The sequence below is a fragment of the Stenotrophomonas sp. K-6 genome (assembly GCF_056861555.1).
The window spans coordinates 528,590-549,565 of sequence record NZ_JBSPUC010000001.1 but is presented as its reverse complement, the minus strand read 5'-3'; the positions used below and the strand labels follow the sequence as shown (position 1 = coordinate 549,565).

Below are 20,976 nucleotides of genomic sequence, written 5' to 3'. Positions count from 1 at the left end.
CAGAACAAAAAAGCGCGCCCGAAGGCGCGCTCTGTTCAGCGGTGCAGCGTGGGGCTCAGCGGGCGGCGGTCGCAGCCACCTTCAGGTTGGCAGCGTCGACGCGCTTCACACCCTTGATCTGCTGGGTCACGCGGACGGCCTTGTCATGCTCGGCCTGGCTGGCCACGGTGCCGGTGAGGGTGACCACGCCATTGACGGTCTCCACCTTCACTTCGGTGCCCGGGACGTTCTTGCTGGTGAGCAGGTCGGTCTTGACCTTGGTGGTGATCCAGCTGTCGGTGACCGGCTCGGCCGAATCGTGCTTGTCGGCATGGGTCATCGCGGCATGATCGGTGGTCTTCGGCGGATCCTTGGCCATGGCAGTCGAGGTGCCCAGCACCATGCCCAGGGCCAGCGAAGCAGCAAGCAGATTACGGGTCGTGTTGGTCATGTTCGAATTCCTTTGCGGAGAGTGGGGCCAGTGTCGGTGCAGAGCCGTGGACAGGACGTGGGCGCCGCATAACGCTGCCGTGAACCGCTCAGGTTGATGCGGAATCGTTCAGATTTGGGCCTCCGCCCGACACCGTTCGCGCACAGCGGTTAGGCTGTCCCATCTCGATATGTTGGAGCGCACCATGGCCGCCGCACTGCAGGTGGGATTGATCGGCTACGGCTTGGCCGGCAGCGTCTTCCACGCACCGCTGATCGTGCATACGCCGGGTCTTGCGCTGCACAGCATCGTCAGCTCGCAGCGTGACCGGCTGCTGCGCAGCTTCACCGACGTGGCCATCTGCGAGACACCCGAGGCGTTGTTCAACGACCCTGCCGTCGACGCGGTGGTGATCGCGACACCCAACGAAGCGCATGCGCCGCTGGCGCTTGCTGCCCTTGCCGCAGGCAAACATGTGCTGGTCGACAAGCCGTTTGCGCTGACGGTGGCCGAAGCCGAATCCGTGGTGCGGGCCGCGCAGGAGGCCGAACGTGTCGTCACCGTCTTCCAGAACCGTCGCCATGACGCCGACTTTCTCACCCTGAAACAGGTGATCGATGAGGGCAGCATCGGCCGCGTGGCCGAATGCCATTCCCATTTCGACCGGTTCCGCCCGCAGGTACGTGACCGTTGGCGCGAAAGCGATGCGCCGGGCAGCGGCCTGTGGATGGACCTGGGCCCGCACCTGCTCGACCAGATGCTGCAGCTGTTTGGTTGGCCCGATGCCATCAGCGCAGATCTGATGGCGCAGCGCGAGCATGCGCTCGGCAATGACTATTTCCATGCGGTGCTGCACTACCCGCGCCATCGCGCGATCCTGCATGCCGGCTCGCTGGTCGCCGCCTCCGGCCCGCGATTCATCGTGCATGGCGACGCCGGCAGCTACCTCAAGGACGGGCTGGACGTGCAGGAAGATCAGCTGCGCCGTGGCATTGCCCCAGGCGCGCCGGGCTGGGGACTGGACCCGCAACACGGTCATCTGGTGCGGATCGATGCCGACGGACACACCCAACGCACCACCGTGGACAACGTGCCCGGCGATTACCGGGCGTTCTATGCGGCCTTCCGCGATGCGATGCTCGGCGTGGGCGCGGCCCCGGTCAGCACCGCGCAGGCGCTGCAGCTGATGCGCCTGCTCGAGGCCGGCGCGGAAAGCGCGCGGAGCGGGCGGCGCGTGGCGCTCTGACGCGGTCAGGTCGTCTTGATCGCGTGACCGCCGAACTCGTTGCGCATCGCCGCCAGCAGACGGTCGCTGAAGGAGTTTTTCTCGCGTGAGCGCAGGCGCTCGAGCAGGGACAGCGTGATCACCGGGGCCGGCACGTCCAGATCGATCGCCTCGGCGACGGTCCAACGGCCCTCGCCGGAGTCTTCGACGTACGGCGCGATGCCATCCAGCTGCGGGTTGCGGGCCAGTGCATCGGCACTGAGATCGAGCAGCCACGAACGCACCACGCTGCCGTGCTGCCAGGCCTTGGCCACCTGCGCCAGATCGAGATTGAACCCGGTCTTGTGCTGCATCAACGCGAAGCCTTCCGCGTAGGCCTGCATCATCCCGTACTCGATGCCGTTGTGGACCATCTTGCAGAAGTGCCCTGCCCCGCTCGGCCCCACATGCGCCCAGCCACGGTCCTCCGCCGGCGCCAGCGTGCGGAAGATCGCCCCGATCCGTTCGACCGCCGCCTGGTCACCCCCGATCATCAGGCTGTAGCCCTCCTGCAGGCCCCACACGCCACCGCTGGTGCCACAGTCGATGTAGGTCACGTCCTCGCCCTGCAGCTGTTCGCTGCGGCGCATGGAGTCCTTGTAGTACGAATTGCCGCCGTCGATCACCACATCGCCCTCGGACAGATGCGGCGAGAGGGAGGCCAGGGTCTGGTCGACCACACCGGCCGGCACCATCAGCCACACCACGCGCGGGACCGGCAGCGCGGCGAGCGTGTCGGCGATCGAGGCGCTGACCTCGAAACCACGCTCGGCCGCCGCGGTACGTGCCGCCTCACCGGGATCGACACCGATCACGTGGTGCCCGCCGCGATGCAGGCGCTCGGCCATGTTGGCGCCCATGCGGCCCAGCCCGATCATTGCAATATCCATGACTCACCTTTTCTCAGCTTGCGAATACGGTTGTGTAACGTGAAGCACCGGCGCCGCCCCGCACTGGCGCAGCTGTGCGTCGATCCAGCGCCGGTACAACGTGGTGTGCAGGTTGTGCAGCCCCAGCTCGATCGCGAACGGCGTACGCGGATTGCGATCGAGCAGACGCGCGATGTGATACCCGATAGGACGTATACCGCGAGGATGCACGTAAATCAGGAACCCCTGGTAGAACGGATCGTCCAGCAACGTGTCCAGCTCCTTCAGCAGCGGTTGCTGTTCGGCCGGCACCTCGCGGCGCCAGATCGGGTCGCGTTCGATCAGCAGGCGCTCGAAACGACGCGGACCCGGGCCCGGCATGCGCTGGGCCAGTGACCAGATGCGCCGGTTGATCTGATCGTAATAGGCAAAGCCCTCGTGCCTGCGCAACGCGCGTGCCGCCGCATCGCTGACATCGACCACCACGAAATTTTCGGCCTGGTTGTTGATGTCATCCAGGTACTTGCGCTCGAACACATGCTCGATGAAACCGGGTGTGCCCACGAACGCATGTCGGCCGCGAAGGGCGGTTTTTTTAGCCTTGCCATCGGCCAGGAACTCACCGGCGTGCCGGCCGAGCAGGATGCTGTCGGTGTCGTGCAGGGTCAGGAAGGTACCGATGGAAAGCTCATCAGCCGAGAATTCGCGATCGAACGCGGCATCGCCGTAGAGCTCGCGCTGGGTCGCCAATTGCGCGACCTGGCGGCCAACTCCGCATTCGGCGCGCACGCGGCCCTCATAGAACGTCTGCAGCGCGGCACTGTTGGCCTCGGCCGGCTGATAGCCGCGACCGAAACTGCGGAAGCGCTCCCAGCCCTTGGCCTGCGCGCCGCCGGCACCGAAGCCGATCCAGCCCAGCTGCAGCGCGGAGAAGCGGAAGCCGTCGTTGTCCTGCAGCGCGGTGGTGGCGCGGCGGGTCGCGGCGCCCAGCTTGAAGGCATACGCACAGACCGTGGCCGGGTCATCGAACAGCGTCGGCAGCCATGCCTGCCGCTGGTCCGCCGACCACTGCCGCGGCAGCTGCACGCGCAGGTCGCCGGCGGCCTGGGCCTGGCGCAGATCGGCACGCTCGCAGACCGGGCCACCGTGCACCGTGGGGGCATTGATGTCGGCCGCGTCGATCCGCCAGCCGAGATCCTCCAACACGCCCTGCGCGCAGGACGCGGCGCTCCACGCGCTGCCCGCCGGGATCAGTCCCAGCAGCGCCGCGAGCGCACAGCGGCGCCAGTGCCGCGATCCTGCTGCCATGACCTGCCGCACCGCCGCCCGCTCAGTGCAGGGAGGCCGGGGTATCGCTCACCACCGTGGTCGGCGTGGCCTCCACTGCCGCCGCAGGAGCAGTGGCGGGGGCTGCGGCCGGTGCAGGCTCGGTCACGGCAGCCGCAGGCAGGTACTGTTGCAGGCGCTCGAAGAAGCGACGGTAGAAGCCCGCATCCTGCACCGTGCTGCTGGCCACCTTCACCAGCGAGTCGTCATTGCTGCCAAACGGCAACGACACCGAGCCGAGCGCCCCCACGCCGACACTGGCGGAGGTCGGGCTCTTCTTCAGGGCGTAACGGTCCTGCACCGCGCTGACGAACACCAGTGCCTGGTCCCCGCGCGGTGCGCAGGAAATGCGCAGCACCAGCTGCTCGTGCTCATCATCCTTGGGTTGGAAATTCTTGTTGCCTTCCACCGCATCATCACCGGCACGGGCGATGGCGTAGCCCTGGCTGAGCAGGGTGCGGCGCGCGGCTTCGCAGGCCTGGCCCGGGGCGCCGGGCACGGTACGCGAGTAGGTGTCTCCGGAATCGAACGACTCGCGGATCAGGGTGCTGTCAGCGGCACGACCGCCACAGGCGGTCAGGGCGGCGAACACCGCCAGCATCGGGATCGAACGTACACGAGGAAAGCGCATGGCCGCTCCTGCGGAAATCCAGCCTCCAAGGATAGACCCGTGGGCGTTGGCAGGAGGTGGATACACACAGGCCGCCCCGAAGGGCGGCCTGTGGAGTTGTCACCGGTTCAGCTGCAGGCAGCCCGGGCTCAGTCCGCCCAGCGGCCGACGGCGGTCGACTGCGGCAGCACCTGGGCCGACAGCGGGCGGTCGGTTTCCAGCAGATTCACCGCATCGGCAAGGATCGCGGCCGATTCACGCAGCAGCGGATCCGGACGCTTTTCGGCAGCCTTCTCGCGCGCGGCATCCTTGACGATGTCGCGCTCGTTGCCGGTCAGGCCGTCGTCATTGCTGTCATCGGCCAGCGGATCCAGATCCAGGCCCAGTTCCTTGCGGATGGCCTGGCGGTCGGTGCGCTGCTTGTCCTGCTTCTCACGCTCGGCGCGGCGCTCGGCCTCGTTGAGCGAGATGTACTTCTTGGCCTTCTCGGCGCGGAACTGTTCGACGTCCTCGTTCCACCACTGGAACTCCTTGTCGGCGGCAATGCGCGTGTCGTGACGACTTTCCAGCTTGGGCAGCAGCGGGCCGAAGTTACCGTACTGGGTGTGCGGCACGGCGGCGATGCGGGTCCACGGCAGCGCGTTGTCGTAGGTGCTTTCACCGTACTCGCTGGCGTCCACACTGGCCGGGAAGGCCAGATCGGGCACCACGCCCTTGTGCTGGGTGCTGCTGCCGCTGACGCGGAAGAACTGGGCGATGGTCAGCTTGACCTGGCCGAAGCGCTGGGTCTCACCACTCGGCCAACGGTCCAGATCGACGATGTTCTGCACGGTGCCCTTGCCGAAGGTGGTTTCACCGATCACCAGGCCACGGCCGTAATCCTGGATGGCACCGGCGAAAATCTCCGACGCCGAGGCCGAGCCACGGTTGATCAGAACAGCCAGCGGGCCGTCCCACGCCACTACGTCGCTGCGGTCGCTGTTGACGGTGACACGGCCACCGGATTCGCGCACCTGGACCACCGGACCCTGTTCGATGAACAGACCGGTCAGCTCAATGGCTTCATCCAGCGAACCACCGCCGTTGTTGCGCAGATCCAGCACCACGCCATCGAGCTTGTCGGCCTTGAAGCCGGCCAGCAGCTTGGCCACGTCGCGGGTCGCCGAGGCATAGTCGGCGGCGTTGCGACGGCGGCCTTCGAAATCCTGATAGAAGGTTGGCAGCTTGATCACGCCTACCTTGCGCTCCGGCTCCCCGTCCTTGGCCGGGATGGTCAGGGTCTCGCCCTTGGCGGCCTGTTCGGCCAGGCGCACCTTCTGGCGGGTCAGCACCAGCGTGTGATGCTTGCCGTCGACGCCCTCCTCGGCCGGAATGAACTCCAGGCGGACCTGGGTATCGCTCTTGCCGCGGATCTTGGCCACCACATCATCGATGCGCCAGCCGATCACGTCTTCCAGCGGACCGGACTTGCCCTGGCCCACGCCGACGATGCGGTCGCCCGGCTTCAGCGTGCCATTGACTGCGGCCGGGCCACCGGCGATGACCTCGCGGATCACCACCATGTCGTCCTGGCGCTGCAGCTGCGCGCCGATGCCTTCCAGCGAGAGCGACATCGCCTGGTTGAAGTTCTCGGCGGTGCGCGGGGTGAAATAATCGGTGTGCGGATCCACGGCGCTGGTGTAGGCGTTGAGGAAGAACTGGAACACGTCCTCGCCCTTGAGCTCATTGACCGACTTTTCCAGCGTGGCGTAACGCTTGTCCAGCGTCTTGCGGATCTCGGCCGGCTGCTTGCCGGCCAGCTTCAGGCGCAGCCAATCGTTCTTGACCGACTTGCGCCACAGATCGTCCAGTTCGGCGCTGCTCGCGGCCCACGGCACGTCCTTGCGGTCGTACTCGAACTTTTCATCGGTGGTGAAATCGAAATCGGTCTTGAGCAGCTTGCGCGCATAGCCGACACGCTCACCCACGCGCTGCTTGTAGACCGCGAACACCTGGAACGCCGGCTCCAGCTCACCGCCTCGGATGGCCGTGGCGATGTTGGCTTCGAACGGGGCGAAACGGGTGATGTCGGCCTGGGTGAAGAACTGCTTGCTGCTGTCGAGCGACTCCAGGTAGCGCTTGAAGACGTCCTTGGAGGTCGCCGCATCCAGTGCGCGCGGCCGGTAGGCGTATCGGCTGTCCGAGAGCAGTCCGTAGACCAGCTTGGAGGTGGTCACCTGGTCGGCCGTGGCAGCCGAAGGCAGCGCGGGCGAATCGGCGTAGGCGGCCAGTGCCATCGGCGCGGTGAGCGCCAGGGCCATCAGGAATGCGGGGGCTTTGAATTTCATGGACTAGCTCGTGGCACCTTGCCAAGGGAGAGACTGCGTGCATTACAGACACCACGACAGTGCCGAAAGTTGCCGCGTTTGTCACCGGGGCTTTCAGCCTACCGAGGCCGCTGGAGAAATTTGTGAATACCGGCGGGATCAGCAGGCAGGCACAGGCCTGCGGCCATCCGCGGTTCAGGGCCGCGGCCGGGGCGAGACAGGTGGGAATGACAGAACGGGCCCCGAAGGGCCCGCTGGATCAACCGGCGACGCCGGCGTCGGCCGCCTGGCGGTCGGCATGGTAGGACGAGCGCACCATCGGACCGGAGGCGACGTGGCTGAAGCCCAGCGCGTTGCCGTATTCCTCCAGCGCCTTGTATTCCTCGGGCGTCCAGTAACGCAGCACCGGGTGGTGATGCGCGGTCGGCTGAAGGTACTGGCCGATCGTGATCATGTCCACGTCATGCTCGCGCAGGTCGCGCAGCGTGGCCTGGACCTGCTCCAGGGTCTCGCCCAGGCCGAGCATGATGCCGGACTTGGTGGCGATCTCCGGGTGCTGGGCCTTGAACTTCTTGAGCAGGGTCAACGACCACTGGTAATCCGCGCCGGGGCGCACGTTGCGGTACAGATCCGGCACGGTTTCGATGTTGTGGTTGAACACATCCGGCGGGTTGGTCGCCAGGATCTCCAGCGCGCGCTCCATGCGGCCCTTGCCACGGAAATCCGGGGTCAGCACTTCGATCTTGGTGTTGGGCGACTTGGCACGGATGGCGCCGATGCAGTCGGCGAAGTGCTGGGCACCGCCGTCGCGCAGGTCGTCGCGGTCCACGCTGGTCACCACCACATACTTCAGGCCCATGTCGGCCACGGTCTGGGACAGGCTGGCCGGTTCATTGGCGTCCGGCGGCTTGGGCCGGCCGTGGGCCACGTCGCAGAACGAGCAGCGGCGGGTGCAGACCTCGCCGAGGATCATGAAGGTCGCGGTGCCGTGGCTGAAGCACTCGTGGATGTTGGGGCAGCTGGCTTCCTCGCAGACCGTGACCAGGCGGTTCTCGCGCAGCTTGGCCTTGAGGTTCTGCACGGCGTTGCCGGAGGGAATCCGCACGCGGATCCACGACGGCTTGCGCAGCACCGGCGCATCGGCGAACTGCACCGGCGAGCGGCCGATCTTGTCACCGCCGATCTGTTTGACACCCGTCTGCAACGGGGCGGCGGACGGCGTGTCGCCCTGCACAACCTGCAGGGGAATGAGGCGAGCGGTGGTTTCAGTCATGGCCTTGGTCGGCGGCGTTCACGCCGCGTCAGTCAAATCGGGTAATTCAGCGGCCGGCTCGAGGGCCAGGCCGAACTGGCGGGCCAGATGGCCCAGCAGCACCGGCGTGACGGCCGCCATGCCGGACGGTCCCCCCAAGTCTACCACCGAGGTCACCTGCAGCCCTTGATAGCCACAGGGGTTGATCCGGCGGAACGGTTCCAGGTCCATGGCGACATTGAAGGCCAGGCCGTGGAAGGTGCAGCCGCGGCGGACGCGGATGCCGAGCGCGGCGACCTTGGCACCACCGACGTAGACGCCGGGCGCGCCCTCCAGCCGCTCGGCACCGATGTTCCAGTCGCCCAGGGTGTCGATGATGGCCTGCTCGATCCGGCACACGTAGTCGCGTACGCCGATCCCCAGCCGCCGCAGCTGCAGCAGTGGGTAGATCACGATCTGGCCGGGCCCGTGGTAGGTCACCTGACCGCCGCGGTCCACATGCAGAACGGGAATATCGCCGGGCGCGAGCACATGCTCTTCCTTGCCGGCCTGGCCCAGGGTGAACACCGGATCGTGCTCGACCACCCACAGTTCGTCCGGGGTGGCGTCGGTGCGGGCATCGGTGAAGCGCTGCATGGCGTGCCAGACCGGGGCATACGGCTGGCGCCCGAGGTCACGCACGAGGGCCGGTTGCGGCGCCCGGTCACCCGGGGCCGCAGCGGTGGCGCAGTTGGCTACAGCGTCCACTTCACTTCCGGGTGGTCACGCAGCGCGGTGTGCGCGGCGTCGTACTGGTCGCGGTTGTCGGCCTTGAACACCAGCCGCACCGACACATACTTGCCGTTGGACGAGTGTTTCCAGCTGATGCGTTCGCTCAGCACGTCGACGCCGGCCAGCTCAAGCAGGCGCGGCAGTTCGCGTTCCAGGTCCTTGCCGGCCGCGCCCATGGCGCTGAGTTCGAACTGGCCGGGGAACTGGAAGCCGTGGTCGGGGTTGTCTGACTTGATCTCCATGACCGGGATTATGGGGATGCCCGCGCCCGAACCCAAGCGCTGCTCGATCGTGCGCACAGCAGCGCCGAACGGCACGTGAAAACGCCTGTATCGCCACTGATACGCAGCAATGCGTGCGCAGCGCTGTTCACGGCATCACGCTCTGACTACGCTGTATCGGCTTAAGAAAGCATAAATCCCCGTCTGGTATCCCATGTCTCTGAAGCCCTTCGCGTTGCCGGCCGCACTCGCCGGCGTCCTGGCCCTGGCGGCACCCGCTGCCCAGGCCGCCTCCCAATGCGGGCCCGATGCGATGCGCGAGCATCCGCCCCAGGTCAACTTCCGCGTCGACAACGATCTGTTCGGCGGCAAGGACCAGGATCAGGGCTATACCAATGGCGCCCAGATCACGCTGGTCTCACCGAACCTGGTCGATTACACCGACGATCCCTGTCTGCCGCGCCTGGCGCGCTGGGTCAACAGCCATCTGGAGCGGCTGCACCCAGGCGAGTTCGAGCAGCAGAACATGATCTTCAGCGTGGCCCAGGGCATTTTCACCCCGACCGATTTCACCCGGAAGGACCTGATCGAGGACGACCGGCCGTATGCGGGCGTGCTGATTGCCAGCTTCGGCTACAACGCGCGCCGCGGCGACCGCCTGCAGACGACCCAGCTGGCGGTGGGCGTGGTGGGGCCGTGGGCGCTCGGCGAGGAGGTGCAGAACGCGGTGCACGAGCTGCTGGGCGATGAGAAGTTCCAGGGCTGGGACAACCAGCTGCACAACGAACCGGTGTTCATGCTGACGCATGAGCGGATGCGCCGTTGGCCAGCCGATGCCAGCGAGAACCTGGGCGGCTGGGGCTGGGATGCGATCAGTCATTACGGCGGTGCGGTGGGCAATCTGGCCACCCATGTCAACGCCGGCGGCGAGGTGCGCTTTGGTTGGAAGCTGCCGGACGATTTCGGCAGTACGCCGCTGCGGCCGGCCGGTGAGAACACCGCGCCGACGCGCGGCGGCAAGCCGAGCGGGTGGTCGTGGCATCTGTTCGGCACCACGGACGCGGCATGGGTGATCCGGGATATCACGCTGGACGGCAATACATTCCGCAACAGCCACAGTGTGGACAAGCGCCATGTGGTGGCCCAGGCCGGTTACGGGCTGGCGGTGATGCGCGGGCGCTGGAAGTTCGCGTTGGCCCGTTACCACAGCACGCGCGAGTTCGATGGGCAGCGTGAGGCGCCGGTGTTCGGCAGCTTTACGATCAGCCGGTCGCTGTAACGGCGCCCGTACCAGAATCCGGCCAGCGGCCGGCACTACCGGGTAGCCAGAAGGGACGCGCAAAAAAAGACCGGCTTTCGCCGGTCTTTTTTACTTCAGTCGGACCGGATTACTCCGATTCCCACCACATCCAGAAGCTGTCCCACAGACGCTTGAAGAAGCCGGCTTCTTCCACGGCGGCCACGGCCACCAGCGGCGCCTGGGCGACGACCTGGTTGTCCAGCATCACCTTCAGGGTGCCGACCTGCTGGCCGGCGGTGAACGGGGCTTCCAGGGTCTTGGGCACGTCGATGCTCGGCTTGAGATCGTTGTAACGGCCGCGCGGCACGCTGACCAGCATCGGCTGGGCCACGCCAAGCTGCAGCGTGGCGGTCTTGCCCTTCCACACCTTGTGCTCGGCCACGACCTTGCCCGGCTCGTACATGCGGTGGGTTTCGAAGAAGCGGAAGCCCCAGTTGAGCAGGGCCAGGCTGTCATCGGCGCGCTGCTTTTCCGAACCGCCACCGAGAATCACCGCGACCAGGCGCTGGTCACCACGCTGGGCCGAGCTCATCAGGCAGTAGCCGGCTTCAGAGGTGTGGCCGGTCTTGATGCCGTCCACGCTCTGGTCGCGCCACAGCAGCAGGTTGCGGTTGGGCTGGGTGATGTTGCCGACGGTGAATTCCTTCACCTTGTTGTAGGCGTAGGTTTCCGGATAGTCACGCACCATCGCGCGGCCCAGCAGGGCCAGGTCGTAGGCGGTGGTGTGGTGGCCCGGCGCGCTCAGGCCATGGGCGTTGACGAAGTGGGAGTCCTTCATGCCGATCTTGGCGGCGTAGCTGTTCATCAGCGAGGCGAAGGCTTCTTCGCTGCCGGCGACGTGCTCGGCCAGGGCGATCGCGGCATCGTTGCCGGACTGGATCGCCATGCCCTTTTCCATGTCTTCCAGACGCGCGGTCTGGTTGACCGGGAAGCCGCTGTAGCTGCCGTCGGTGCCGGCGCCGCCCTCACGCCAGGCGCGCTCGCTCATCATCACCTGGTCGTCGGTACGGACCTTGCCGTTCTTGACCTCGGCGGCCACGACATACGAGGTCATCACCTTGGTGATGCTGGCCGGGGCCAGTTGCTCGTGCACGTTCTCACCGGCCAGGACCTGCCCGGTGGCGTAATCCATCAGGATCCAGGCCTTGGAGATGCTGGGCTTGGGCGCCGGCGGGGTCGCGACGGTGGCTGGGGCGGCGGCGGCGGGAGCAGGCGCCGGTGCCGGGGTCGGCAGGGGGGCCTGGGCGGAGACCATGCCCACGAACAGGGTCGTGGCCATGGCAGCGGCGGCAAAGCGGAATTTCATCGGACAGCAAGCTCCTGGAGGGCGCCAAGGGGAAATGAGGGATAACGGGCATTGTAGGCCCAAGGAGCGGCGGCACGTGTTGGCGTGCCGCGTGCAGCGGAAGGCTCAGTCCTTCACGATCTGCGGCGCCCCGAAGCCCAGACCGGCGATCCGGCCGGCAAGTTCCGAGGCACTGGCATGGTCGGGCGCCGGGACGCGCAGGCGCCACAGGGTACGCCCGCCACTGACGATATCGCTGATGCTGGCCCCGGCGATGCCGGCCGAGGACAACTGCCCCAGCGCGCGCGTGGCATTGTCGCGGCTGGCGAAGCTGGCCACCTGCAGCAACACGCTGCCGAGCACCTGCTGGGAGAGCGTCGCGGCGGGGGCCGGTGCGGGCCGCGCGGCCGGTGCGGCGGCGGGCAAGGCGGCCACCGCCACCGGGGCGGTGTTGACGCTGGCGGCCTGGGTGGTGGCCGGCTTGCCGGTGGCCACGCGCACGCCGTTGTCGCGCATCCAGTGATCGAAGTTGTCGGCGTTGCCCGGCTTGGCCGAGTCGGCGACGCGGTAACGGTACTGCTCGCCGGCCGGCTTGGCGGCAGCGGTCGCCGTGGCAGCCGGCAGCTTGCCGACCAGGGCGTCCATTTCGCTGGCGCGGCGTGCGCCCGCGGCCGTGGTGCTCGCCGCCACCGCAGCGGCAGCGACCTCGCGGCGCTCGCGGCGGCTGGGCTTGTCGGCCAGCAGGTTGTCATCGCCCGGGGCCAGCGCGCGGACTTCCACGTTGCCGGTGCCGCGCTGGGTGATCCCCAGGCGCACGGCGGCAGCGTAGCTGAGATCGACCACGCGGCCATCGTGGAAGGGGCCACGATCATTGACCCGCACGATCACCGATTCGCCGTTGTCCAGGTTGGTCACCCGGGCGAAGCTCGGCAACGGCAGAGTCTTGTGCGCGGCAGTAAAGGCGTACATGTCGTACACCTCGCGGTTGGAGGTCAGGCGGCCATGGAACTTGGCGCCGTAGTACGAGGCGGTGCCCTTCTCGGCATAGCCGCGGGTCTTGTCCATCACCTGGTACTGCTTGCCCAATACCACGTACGGCGATTTGTTGCCGATCGGCGAGCGCGGCAGGTCCACGACCTCCGGCTCCGGGATGCAGGCCACGTTGGGAATGTAGGTCGGGGTACTGTCATTCACGCCCGGCTTGTACAGCCCGCCAGCGCGATAGTCGCCGCGCGTGCTCGGGTCCTCAGACGCGGCCTTGTAAGGCGAGCCCTCAGGACAATGCGCCGGACGCCCGCCCTTGCCCTGCACTACTGCACCGGACGGCTTGCTGCTGCCGGCGGTGCTGCCGGCGGGCTTCTTCGGCGCACTGCTGCAGGCGGCCAGTGCCAGTATCAGCGACCCCGGAATCAGCCATCTGGAGCGTGCGAGTGCATTCATGCCGGCGGCAACTCCTGTCCGGCGATGGCCTGGGACAACTGGTACACGGCCATCGCGTACATTTTCGAGAGGTTGTAGCGGGTAATGGCGTAGTAGTTCTGGAAGCCCAGCCAGTACTGCTTGCCGGTGCTGCCTTCCAGCGTGATCGGCGTGGCGGTCAGGCCGGCCGCGACTGGCACGCTGGGCTGGTAGCCGCGCTGGGCCAGCTCGGACAGGCTCCAGGTCGGCGCCCATTCGGTCGGATTGAATTCCTCACGACCGGCCTGCAGCGTGGCCGGCACGGCGACCGGGCCGCCGCGGACCCAACCGCCCTTCTTGACGAAGTAATTGGCGATCGAGGAGAAGACATCGTCATAGCTGTTGAACAGGTCGCGACGGCCATCGCCGTTGCCATCCACCGCATAGTCCAGATAGCTGGAGGGCATGAACTGGCCCATGCCCATCGCGCCGGCGTAGCTGCCCTTGATCGCGGTGATGTCCAGCTTCTCGTCGCGGGTCAGCGCGAACAGGCGCGCCAGTTCATCGCGGAAGAACAGCTCGCGGCGCACCTCGCGTTCGAGCTTGGCCGGATCGCCACTGCGCGGGTATTTGAACGCCAGCGTGTACAGCGCATCGAGCACGCGGTAGCTGCCGGTATTGCCGCCGTAGCTGGTTTCCACGCCGATGATGGCCACGATCACTTCGGCCGGTACCCCGGTGCGCTGCTGCACCCGCATCAGCTCATCGCGATGCTGGGCGAGGAACTTCCTGCCACCCTCGATCCGTGCCTGGCTGATGAACATCGGCCGGTACTCGTTCCACGGCTTGACCCGCTCGGCCGGGCGCGACATCGCCGCGATGATCGGGTCGCGGATCTGCGCCTGGGCCAGGGTCGCTTCGATCTGGGCAGCGGGAATACCGTAACGGGCGGCGGTATCGCGTACGAAGTTGGCGCGGGCCACCTCGAACGGGACCGGGGTCAGGTCCACCGGGGCTGCGTTGGCACCCGCTGCCTCGGGGGCAGCTTCAGCCGGGCCCTTGCTGCCGGGAGGCGGGGAAACGGGAACACCCGAGGCCTGCGGCGACGGTGAAGGAGTCTGCGGCTGGGTCGCACAAGCGACCAAACCGAGCGTGAGCATGCAGGCCAGGGAGCGTCGGATCATCGCGGCAGGTTAGCAGGTCATGGATGAATTAAAACCCCTAAGGCCATGAATCTCAACGGATTGCCCGAGTTTTCGAGGGGTCGTTAAGGCGAGGTGTAGACAGGCGCCGCACCGTTCCCCATTCATGTTTGCTCAACGGACAGGGCGGGCCGGATGATCGCAGCGCCTGATCCCTGCGCGAATGCGCGTCCCGCCGCAATCCCTGCGCGATGCCCAGGGGACGACGCAGGTCTCACTTTTTCGGGCGCCGCCGACGTGCGAAGAGGTCCGCCGGCTGCGCCCCCATCCCCGTGGACGCAACCGGCCAAACCGGACCCGATCGGCAGCAGCGCGGCGCGCATCTCCCCAGCGCGCGCCTCGCCCTTTCTACCTGTGAGGTCAACTACTCCCCGCCAGACGTCCCCGTCGCGATGCTTGGCTCAGCGCGTCGTTGTTGGCGGGCCGCCATTGTGCAGGCCGTTTGCGACATGTCCATTGATCGAGATCAAGTCACTTCATATCTGTGCGCCACTTCTCACTTTTAGCGCAACGCCTTGACCGCCCCTGCACCTGGAAGCGTTTTCGCATCGCGGGTCCGCGCAAACCGCCCTTGCCGTGGCCTACGTGGGATGCACCGGCTGATGCTGCCGCGCTGCCATTACCAGCCCGAAACTGGCCAGCAGGGATACCGCCGAGGTACCGCCATAACTAATCAGCGGCATCGGGACACCCACCACCGGCAGCACGCCGGAAATCATGCCGCCATTGACCAGCACGTAGACGAAGAACACCAGGCCGGTGGTGCCCACCAGCAGACGCGAGTAGCCGCAGCGCGAATGGCTGGCGATCCACAGGCAGCGCGCGGTGACGAACAGGAACAGGCTGAGCACCACCGCCACGCCGACCCAGCCGAACTCTTCGGCCAACACGGAGAACGCGAAGTCCGTGGTGTATTCGGGCAGGAAGTCCAGCGCAGCCTGGGTGCCCTGCCCCCAGCCTTTGCCGTGCATGCCGCCCGAGCCGATCGCAATCTTGGACTGGATGATGTTCCAGCCGGTGCCCAGTGGATCGTTTTCCGGATACAGGAAGGTCAGCACGCGATCCTTCTGGTACTGCCTCAGCAGCCCGAACCAGGCCAGCGGCGCGGCCACCGACACCCCACCCAGCGCGATGGCCATCCACCACCAGCGCAGGCCGGCCAGCAGCAGCGCAAACACCCCGCTGGCGGTGACCAGCGTTGCCGTACCCAGGTTGGGCTGCAGCAGGATCAGCACTGCCGGCCCACCAATCAGCACGGCGGCGGTCAGCACCGCGCGCGGCCGCGGCGGCAACGGCTGCTTGTGCAGGTACCAGGCCATCATCATCGGCAGGCTGAGCTTGAGCAGCTCGGAGGGCTGCAGATAGAACACGCCCAGGTTCAACCACCGCTGGCCGTATTTGCCGGTGCCGACCACATAGACCGCCAGCAGCGGCAACAAGGACAACGTGTAGATCCACGGTGACCACGCGCGCAGCGTCACCACCGGCACGCGCGACAGCGCCCACAACGCGGCAAGGCCGGCGCCATAGCGCATCGCCTGCGCATGCACCGGCCCGTCCACGCTGTGCAGCACGGCCAGCCCGGCCACCATCAGCAGGCACAGCGCGCCCAGCAAGGGCAGATCGAGGGTGCGGAAAAAGAAATGGAATACGGCGCGTGCGCGCTGCAGTAGTTCGACCATGCGGGCGACTCCTGTGGATGACGCGACGCACAGCAGGAGGCGACACGGCGAACAGAAAGCGGGCCCGAACAACGAGCCGGCGCGAGCGCAGGACCGTAACACGCAGGGGCGTGGCAATCCTTAGCCGAGACGTACCGCCCCCTCACGCCTTACGCGTCGCGTGGGCTCAGCCGTAGCCGCCGTGCACCGGATTGTGGCGACGCACTGCCATCACCAGACCGAAACCGGCCAACAGCGATACCGCAGACGTGCCGCCGTAACTGATCAGCGGCATCGGCACGCCGACCACCGGCAGCAGGCCGGAGATCATGCCGCCGTTGACCAGCACATAGACGAAAAACGCCAGCCCGGTCGCGCCAGCGAGCAGGCGCGAATAAGAGTCGCGCGACTGCGAGGCGATCCACAGGCAGCGCCCGATCACCACCAGGTACAGGGCCAGCACGAGCGCCACGCCCATCCAGCCGAACTCTTCGCTGAGCACGGAGAACGCGAAATCGGTGGTCTGCTCGGGAATGAAATTCAGGTGCGACTGCGAGCCCTGCCCCCAGCCCTTGCCATCCAGGCCACCCGAGCCGATCGCGATCTTGGACTGGATGATGTTCCAGCCCGCGCCGAGCGCGTCGCTCTCCGGGTCCATGAACATCATGATGCGGTCCTTCTGGTACGGCCGCAGCAGCCAGAACCAGGCCACCGGCGCGGCCGCGGCGACACCACCGACCGCCACGCCGACCCACCACCACGGCAACCCGGCCAGCAGCAGCACGAACGCGCCACTGGCGGCGATCAGCACGCCGGTGCCGAAGTCCGGCTGCAGCATCACCAGCCCGGTCGGCACACCGATGATCACCGCACTGGTCAGCACCGTGGAGAAGCGTGGCGGCAACGGCATGCGATGCAGATACCAGGCCACCATCATCGGCAGGCTGACCTTGAGCAGCTCGGCCGGCTGCAGGTAGAACAGCTTCAGATCCAGCCACTGCCGGCCGTACTTGCCGGTACCCAGCACGAACACGGCCAGCAGCGGAATCATCGAGACCGCGTAGATCAGCGGCGTGGCCGAGCGGATGCGCAGGATCGACACCCGCGAGATCGCCCACATCGCGGCCAGACCGACCGCGAAACGCGCGCCCTGAGCGAACACCAGGCCATCACCGCCGGCACTCTTGAGCACCGCCAGCCCGATCAGCATCAGCGCGCCCAGCGCCAGGCACAGCATCCAGTCCAGCGAGCTGCTGAAGCGGACGGCCATGTCGACCGCCCAACGCAGAAAGACCTTCATCGTGGTCGCTCCGGTGCAGTCGGGGGCGTGGTGGCACGGGGCACGGGTGCACCGGGTGTCGGCGCAGGGGCGGGCGCGGGCGCGGCAGGCACGCCCACCACTACCGGCATGAGCTCCAGCGCAGCCAAGGCCGCATCGCCCGCGTCGCGCGCGGTCGCACCGCCGCCGTCGAACGCGGTGATGCCGATCGCGGTGGTGCCGCGCTCGCTGTCCAGCGGTTCCAGGCCGTCGGGCATCTTGCCCAGCAGCCAGGCATCAAAAATCTTGCGTGCGATCGGCGCGGCGGCCGAGCCACCGTAACCGCCGCCTTCCACCGCGATCGCCACGGCGATGACCGGATTGTCGGCCGGCGCGAAGCCGACGAACAACGCGCGGTGGCGCAGGTGCATCGGCAGGCTGCGCGGGTTCACCGCGGCGGTACCGCGGCGGCTGATCACCTGCGCGGTACCAGTTTTGCCGGCCATCACATAGGGCGCGCCTGCGGCCGCGCGGGCACCACTGCCACCGGGCTGCATGGTGCCCATCATGCCCTCGCGCACCGCCTGCAGATTGCTCGGCGTCGGGCTGATCGGCTTGCTTTCGCCCGCGGGCATCGCGGTCCAGTCCGCATCGAACCCGGCGCGCTGCTGCATCACCAGGTGCGGCTGGCGCAACTGACCATCGGCGATGCCGGCCACCCCATGCACCAGCTGCAGTGGGGTGACCTTCCAGTCGCCCTGGCCGATGCTGACGTTGACCGTATCGCCGGGGTACCAGCGTTCCTTGCGCGATTTGTACTTGGCGGCCGGCGAGGGCAGGATGCCGCCGATCTCGCCGGTCAGGTCGATCCCGGTCGGCACACCGAACCCGTAATAGCCCATGTAGTGGTCGAAGCGATCGATGCCCAGATCCAGTGCGAGCTTGTAGTAATACGTGTTCACCGACTGGGTGATCGACTTGCGCAGATCGGTCCAGCCATGGCCACCCCGGTTGGCATCGCCCCAGCCGCGCGAGGTGCCCGGCAGATAGAACATGCCGGTGGACAGGATCTTGTCTTCGGGCTTGCGCACGCCGCTGTCCAGACCGGCCAGGCCGATCAGCGGCTTGATCGTCGAACCCGGCGCGACGCCGCCCAGCACCAGGCGGTTGAACTGCGGGCGCGAGGGATTGTCGTTGAGCGCCTTGAAATCGGCATGCGAAATGCCGTTCACGAACAGGTTCGGGTCGTAGGACGGCAGGCTGACCATCGCCAGTACTTCACCGGTGCGCGGGTCCATCGCCACGGCCGCACCTTCGAACTCACCGAAGGCGGCGACCATCGCGCGCTGCAGATCGGCGTCGATCGACAGCCGCAGATCGCTGCCCGACTGCGCCGCGACCCGGCCGATGGTACGGATCGCGCGGCCCTGCACATTGGTCTCGACCTGCTCGTAGCCGACCTTGCCGCGCAACTGCTGCTCGTAATACCGCTCCAGCCCGGACTTGCCGATGTGGGTCAGCGCGGCATTGCCCTCGCCCAGCATCTCCAGATCCTTGTCATCGACCCGGCCGACGTAGCCGATGATGTGCGCGAACAGATCGCCATAGGGATAGCGCCGGGTCAGGTAGGGCTCCAGCTCCACGCCGGGGAAGCGCCAGCGGTCCACCGCGAAACGCGCCATTTCCTCATCGGTGACGCGCAGCTTGAGCGTGACCGGCAGGAAGCTGCGGCGTGCCTTGCGCGACTTGTTGAAGGTCTCGATGTCTTCCGGGCTGAGCGCGAGGATCTTCGACAGGCCCGCCAGGGTGGCGTCCATGTCCTTGACCTTGTCCGGGGTGATGTCCAGGCGGAACGCGGGCACGTTTTCGGCCAGCAGCCGGCCGTTGCGGTCGTAGATCATTCCGCGCCCCGGTACCACCGGCCGCGGCTTGATCCGGTTGGCCTCCGAGCGCGTGGCGTAGATGTCGTGGTCCATCACCTGCAGCTTGAAGTACCAGCCGCCCAGGCCCAGCAGGCACACCAGCACGCCGACGAAGCCCAGCGCGGCACGGCGCCGGAACTGTTCTGCCTCGGCATGCGGATTCTTGGCCTGGCGGCGCATGTACATGTCAGCGCCCGCGTCGCCCGAAGCGCAGGGCGTCCAGCAGCACGAAAACCAGCGGCCACAGCGCCATGCCCAGCAGCGGCGCCCACCAGTACGACCACGGCAGGGTCGGCTCGCCGACCACGATGTGCACCACCGCGCTGACGATGCGGTCGTTGAACAGCAGCCCGCCGATCGCCAGGATCTGCTGGGACATCGGGAAGAAGCGGATCCGCGCGCGGAAGCGCTGCAGGATGAAGGTGAGGATCACCAGCCGCAGCGCCTGCTCACCGAGCACGCCGCCATAGAGCAGATCGGCGATCATGCCGCTGGCGAAGGCGATGCCCAGCCCGACCCGGTCCGGTGTTTCGATCACCCAGTAGGCCAGCACCAGCGCCAGCCAATAGGGGCGCAGTGGCTGCAGCAGGGCCGGCAGTGGCAGCAGGCCGAGCAGCAGGGCGACCACCAGGCTCACCGGCAGCACCCAGGGCTTGTCGCGCAGGCGGCTCATCGTTGTTCCTCCGGCGGCGTGGCGCCGGTTTCAGGAGCAGGCGCAGGTGCGGCACGACGCGGAGTCACCGGTACCGGCGCGGACGGCCCGGGCCGGTTGGCCTGCGGTGCATTGGCGGGCGCCGTCGCAGCTGCCGTCGTGGCCGGGGATGGGCTCGCCGGGGGGGCACTGGTCGGCGTTGCGGTGCCTCCCGGCGCGCCCTCCTGCAGCGGCGCTGCGGCCGGTCCACCGGCCTCGCTCGGATCCCGGCGCAGATTCGGCGGAATGCGGATGGCCTCGCCCGGGCGCAGCAGCAATACGTCGCGGCCGCGATCGAGCTGGGCGGCCGGCTTCAGCTCGCCGACCAGGAAGGCATGGGTGTCATCCGGGCGCAGCGCGGTGATGCTGCCCACCGGAAACCCGGCCGGGAAGCGCCCGCCCAAGCCGGAGGTGACGATCTCATCGCCTACTTCCACCCCGGCGCTGAGTGGAATGTCGCGCAGCTCCAGCGTGTCGCCGCGGCCATAGACGATCAGGCGCACGCCGTTGCGCGCTACGGTGACGGGCACCGCATGATCAGGGTCGGTCAGCAGCAGCACGGTAGCGCTGTTGCCGGTGGTGGCGATCACCTGGCCCATCAGGCCACCGGCGTCGATCACGGCCTGGCCGACATGCACGCCGTCGCGGGTGCCGGCGGCCAGCACCAGGCGCTGGCGCACCGGGTCCAGATCGATATCCAGGATCGGGGCAAGCTGCACATCCAGGCCACTACGCTCGGCCACATTGAGCAGCTCGCGCAGCTGAGCGTTGTCCAGCGCGGCGGTCTGCAGGCGGGTCAGGCGCGCATTGGCGATCAGCAGCTGGTTGCGCAGTTCGCGGTTCTCGGTGACCAGCTGGCCATGGCTGGCCGCGTTGTCCTTGACCTGGGTGCCCAGGCGCCCGGGCAGGCCGGCGAGCGCCCATACCGGCTGCACCAGCACGTTGGCCTGCGCGCGCAGGCGCGACAGCCAGCCAGCCTGGTCATCCAGCACGATCAGGGTGATGGCCAACGCCAGGTAAGCGAGCAGGCGCAGCGGACTGGCGGCATCGCCCTGACGGGAGGCTACGGGAGGACCGGCGTAAGGCGGCACAGGCGTCGACTGGGAAGAGTGTGGGTGGAGCGCGCCGAACAAGAGCGCAGCGGAAACAGCATGCGACAACGCCCCGGCGAAGTGACGCCCGGCAAGCGAGGCTTACCCGAAGCATCACGCCGCAGAGGCGCGTCTACGAT

The 20,976-nt window shown here is 67.3% G+C and carries 18 protein-coding genes; 2 read left to right on the top strand and 16 right to left on the bottom strand.

Annotated features, from left to right (window positions below; translation table 11 throughout):
* Positions 1 to 55: 55 nt before the first annotated feature.
* Positions 56 to 430 carry a BON domain-containing protein gene (locus tag AC13F7_RS02420; RefSeq protein ID WP_121039870.1) on the bottom strand — a complete coding sequence of 125 codons (375 nt, stop codon included), beginning with the start codon at positions 428 to 430 and terminating at the stop codon, positions 56 to 58.
* 184 nt (positions 431 to 614) lie between these two features.
* Between AC13F7_RS02420 and AC13F7_RS02415 the strand changes: the two genes are divergently transcribed.
* Positions 615 to 1,655 (top strand): oxidoreductase, encoded by a 1,041-nt coding sequence (locus tag AC13F7_RS02415; RefSeq protein WP_482999124.1) that lies wholly within the window; start codon positions 615 to 617, stop codon positions 1,653 to 1,655.
* A gap of 5 nt (positions 1,656 to 1,660) precedes the next feature.
* Here the strand turns inward: AC13F7_RS02415 and gnd are convergent, their stop codons facing one another.
* The 7 genes from gnd to AC13F7_RS02380 all read right to left on the bottom strand — a co-directional run bounded on the left by gnd (position 1,661) and on the right by AC13F7_RS02380 (position 9,049).
* Positions 1,661 to 2,563, bottom strand: a complete 903-nt coding sequence (gnd, locus tag AC13F7_RS02410) for a phosphogluconate dehydrogenase (NAD(+)-dependent, decarboxylating) (RefSeq protein ID WP_481469601.1) — start codon at positions 2,561 to 2,563, stop codon at positions 1,661 to 1,663.
* Between the two features lie 3 nt (positions 2,564 to 2,566).
* Entirely contained in the window at positions 2,567 to 3,850 is a 1,284-nt protein-coding gene (locus tag AC13F7_RS02405; RefSeq protein ID WP_482999123.1) for a hypothetical protein, read from the bottom strand.
* A 22-nt stretch (positions 3,851 to 3,872) separates the two neighbouring features.
* Complete coding sequence (locus tag AC13F7_RS02400) at positions 3,873 to 4,499, bottom strand: DUF2242 domain-containing protein (protein WP_482999122.1); 627 nt, start codon at positions 4,497 to 4,499, stop codon at positions 3,873 to 3,875.
* A 128-nt stretch (positions 4,500 to 4,627) separates the two neighbouring features.
* Entirely contained in the window at positions 4,628 to 6,805 is a 2,178-nt protein-coding gene (locus AC13F7_RS02395) for a carboxy terminal-processing peptidase (RefSeq protein ID WP_482999121.1), read from the bottom strand.
* A gap of 238 nt (positions 6,806 to 7,043) precedes the next feature.
* On the bottom strand, positions 7,044 to 8,057 hold the full coding sequence (gene lipA / locus AC13F7_RS02390; protein WP_176988175.1) for a lipoyl synthase: 1,014 nt from the start codon (positions 8,055 to 8,057) through the stop codon (positions 7,044 to 7,046).
* Positions 8,058 to 8,075: 18 nt separating this feature from the next.
* Positions 8,076 to 8,783, bottom strand: coding sequence for a lipoyl(octanoyl) transferase LipB (gene lipB, locus AC13F7_RS02385; protein WP_481469593.1), 708 nt, complete (start codon positions 8,781 to 8,783; stop codon positions 8,076 to 8,078).
* On the bottom strand, positions 8,771 to 9,049 hold the full coding sequence (locus tag AC13F7_RS02380; protein ID WP_123730167.1) for a DUF493 family protein: 279 nt from the start codon (positions 9,047 to 9,049) through the stop codon (positions 8,771 to 8,773). Before AC13F7_RS02380 ends, lipB begins: the two co-directional genes overlap by 13 nt.
* A gap of 193 nt (positions 9,050 to 9,242) precedes the next feature.
* On the opposite strand from AC13F7_RS02380, the gene AC13F7_RS02375 reads away from it, so the two are divergent.
* Complete coding sequence (locus AC13F7_RS02375; protein ID WP_346471342.1) at positions 9,243 to 10,307, top strand: lipid A deacylase LpxR family protein; 1,065 nt, start codon at positions 9,243 to 9,245, stop codon at positions 10,305 to 10,307.
* Positions 10,308 to 10,416: 109 nt separating this feature from the next.
* On the opposite strand, the gene AC13F7_RS02370 is transcribed toward AC13F7_RS02375, so the two are convergent.
* The 8 genes from AC13F7_RS02370 to mreC all read right to left on the bottom strand — a co-directional run bounded on the left by AC13F7_RS02370 (position 10,417) and on the right by mreC (position 20,836).
* Entirely contained in the window at positions 10,417 to 11,634 is a 1,218-nt protein-coding gene (locus tag AC13F7_RS02370; protein WP_482999120.1) for a D-alanyl-D-alanine carboxypeptidase family protein, read from the bottom strand.
* A 105-nt stretch (positions 11,635 to 11,739) separates the two neighbouring features.
* Positions 11,740 to 13,053 carry a septal ring lytic transglycosylase RlpA family protein gene (locus tag AC13F7_RS02365; RefSeq protein ID WP_482999119.1) on the bottom strand — a complete coding sequence of 438 codons (1,314 nt, stop codon included), beginning with the start codon at positions 13,051 to 13,053 and terminating at the stop codon, positions 11,740 to 11,742.
* A complete protein-coding gene (gene mltB / locus AC13F7_RS02360) occupies positions 13,050 to 14,195 on the bottom strand; it encodes a lytic murein transglycosylase B (RefSeq protein WP_481469586.1) in 1,146 nt (381 codons plus the stop codon). Before mltB ends, AC13F7_RS02365 begins: the two co-directional genes overlap by 4 nt.
* A 599-nt stretch (positions 14,196 to 14,794) precedes the next feature.
* Positions 14,795 to 15,895, bottom strand: a complete 1,101-nt coding sequence (gene rodA / locus AC13F7_RS02355) for a rod shape-determining protein RodA (RefSeq protein ID WP_481469584.1) — start codon at positions 15,893 to 15,895, stop codon at positions 14,795 to 14,797.
* Between the two features lie 166 nt (positions 15,896 to 16,061).
* The gene (rodA, locus tag AC13F7_RS02350; RefSeq protein ID WP_482999118.1) at positions 16,062 to 17,174 is read right to left on the bottom strand and encodes a rod shape-determining protein RodA; all 1,113 of its coding nucleotides are present in this window, start codon (positions 17,172 to 17,174) and stop codon (positions 16,062 to 16,064) included.
* Entirely contained in the window at positions 17,171 to 19,240 is a 2,070-nt protein-coding gene (gene mrdA / locus AC13F7_RS02345; protein ID WP_482999117.1) for a penicillin-binding protein 2, read from the bottom strand. Before mrdA ends, rodA (AC13F7_RS02350) begins: the two co-directional genes overlap by 4 nt.
* 1 nt (position 19,241) lies before the next feature.
* Entirely contained in the window at positions 19,242 to 19,727 is a 486-nt protein-coding gene (mreD, locus tag AC13F7_RS02340) for a rod shape-determining protein MreD (RefSeq protein ID WP_482999116.1), read from the bottom strand.
* The gene (gene mreC / locus AC13F7_RS02335) at positions 19,724 to 20,836 is read right to left on the bottom strand and encodes a rod shape-determining protein MreC (protein ID WP_482999115.1); all 1,113 of its coding nucleotides are present in this window, start codon (positions 20,834 to 20,836) and stop codon (positions 19,724 to 19,726) included. The genes mreD and mreC overlap by 4 nt, the downstream gene beginning before the upstream one ends.
* Positions 20,837 to 20,976 lie beyond the last annotated feature (140 nt).